The organism is Streptococcus sp. (assembly GCF_019414905.1).
In the GTDB taxonomy this organism is placed as follows: Bacteria; Bacillota; Bacilli; order Lactobacillales; family Streptococcaceae; genus Streptococcus.
Genome location: NZ_DXLC01000227.1, coordinates 1 through 2,101, shown reverse-complemented (window position 1 = coordinate 2,101; position 2,101 = coordinate 1). Strand labels below are relative to the sequence as shown.

Annotated in this window: 2 protein-coding genes; both read right to left on the bottom strand. The window is 36.7% G+C overall.

Annotation, left to right across the window (positions count from 1 at the left end):
* Positions 1-98: 98 nt before the first annotated feature.
* Positions 99-1,388 carry a DUF308 domain-containing protein gene (locus QZ359_RS07010; RefSeq protein WP_261072876.1) on the bottom strand — a complete coding sequence of 430 codons (1,290 nt, stop codon included), beginning with the start codon at positions 1,386-1,388 and terminating at the stop codon, positions 99-101.
* A gap of 506 nt (positions 1,389-1,894) precedes the next feature.
* Positions 1,895-2,101 (bottom strand): hypothetical protein (locus tag QZ359_RS07005; protein ID WP_293964747.1); only part of this gene is annotated, 207 nt, incomplete at its 5' end.

Below are 2,101 nucleotides of genomic sequence, written 5' to 3'. Positions count from 1 at the left end.
CCTGATATAAAGCTTGATGCATTCAGAATTACAAGAGTAACCAGCCCTATAAAAAGTATTAATGGGGTGTATTTTTTTACTAAATTCATAAATTCTCCTTAATAAACATGTTTAGATACGACTATACTATTTGGTTTTTCAAACTCTCGGTCAAGGTAAGCTTGGTAAGTTCCTGGTGCGATAAATCCTTTGGGTGAGAGGATATCGGTGCCAGCCTGACCGACTATGGTATCAGCCAAGAGCACACAGTTTGTAGATAAGACAAAGTAGGATTTAAACTTAGATTTGATAAATTTATAAAGTTCCCCATCTGTCTCATGTCTGATTTTATAAGCGTAGGTGTAGTCTTCCTTACCATCACCTGTCATGATTTTATCTGCACTTGGCTCCCATGGAATCGTCAGTTGTTTCAATTCAGCCAACTTTTTCTGAACTGCTTTTTCCATTTCAGGCGTCAAATCTATCCCATAACCAAAAAGCGTTTTTTGACTCTCACGTTTACATAGGTCAATGTACTTGTCACGATCACAGAAATATAAGACACCATCTCCTACCATGCCAAATAAGGTCTCAGAAGACGGATCATAGTTGCCATAAGAAATAACACGGCCTTGATAGCAGATATCCACATGACCAATTGCCGAAAACAGAGAGGTCTCAGCTGTATGAACAAAAATTTCAAGCTCCGCTGTCTTACCAGACTTCACCATTCCAAGATGGATATCCTCTCTCTCATCAGCATTTTCCTGCATGAATTTGTTGATTTTTGCTAAAGTACTTGCAGGGATGAGAGCGGCTAGGACAATAGGTAAGCTCATTCTTACACGACGTTTGAGATGGTTTTTCCCAATTTCCTCCTCAAACAAGAAACCATCACGGATATTGGACAGACCATAAAGGAAAAAATAAGCCCCTAAAACAAAGAGTTGAAAGACAGAATTTCCCGTAGAGGACAAAAGACTAGTCCCACCAAGAAAAACTAGTACGAGTCCATCTAGTAAGAGACGAAAACGAGGTCGAATTTTGTTTTTGCGGTAGAGAACATAGGTGACAAGGTTAATACTAGCATGAAAAATCTGATAAACTCCAATCACAAGAGCCAAAATATAAATCGGCACATCCGTCGCAAGATTGGAGCCAAGCAAATATCCCAGCACTAACAATTTAACCAGTGCAACTCCCAAGGTGTCCGTTGACTGACTTTTTTTGAAAATACGTAATACTAAATCTAAGACCGTTGCTATCCAAGCTAAAAACAGAACCAGTCGAATAACCTTTACTGGCAACCAAGTCCCCGTGACCATCAAGATAAGACCTAGCAGAACAAATAAGAACCCCTGAGCAAGTAATTTCTTACCTGTCAGACCTAAAGATAGAATTTTCTCCATATAAAAACCTTTCAACAATAAAAATTAAACACTCCGATTAAACTGACTAGTAAATAGCCAACACTACAAACAGCCTGTGCCAGCAACATATGGTGACTAGAAATGACTGTAGTAATGTCACCATCTTGTCTTATGCACTTCTAAAATTTGTTATATTGATTAGAAACCAGAGCTTATAAAAACTAGCTAAACTCGAGAGATAGACACAATTGCGACGAAAAAATGTATAACCAATTCAACTTGTTAAGGTAAGAAAGCATTATTTCCAATCTATTAATTATTCATCTATTACGTATTATGACACAATATTCCCTATAGTTCAACTTTTTACTTGTTTTTATATTACACGGACTAAAAAGTTTTCAACAGTTGATTGCATTTGTTTTAATAAGTTTTAACCTTTCTTGGTTAGATAAAAAAAGAACCATACAGTTTAGAATCTGTATGGTTTTTGCCCCACTTTTGTCCCATTTTTAAATCATGACATTGAAAATACCTAAAATCACTTATATTTCAATATTTTTAATTGCTCTCAATATGAAAGTCCTTTCCAAATCCCTGTAGGGGGCATCTAAATCAACAGGAAAAAGCCTTGGAATCAAGGTTTTTTTGTGTAGTCTTAGCACTAAAAAACGATAGAAAAAACACCCCTTCTGAACTGCACCCCAAAAGTTAGACAGAAAAAACCTAACTTTTGTGGCGCAGTTCATTCG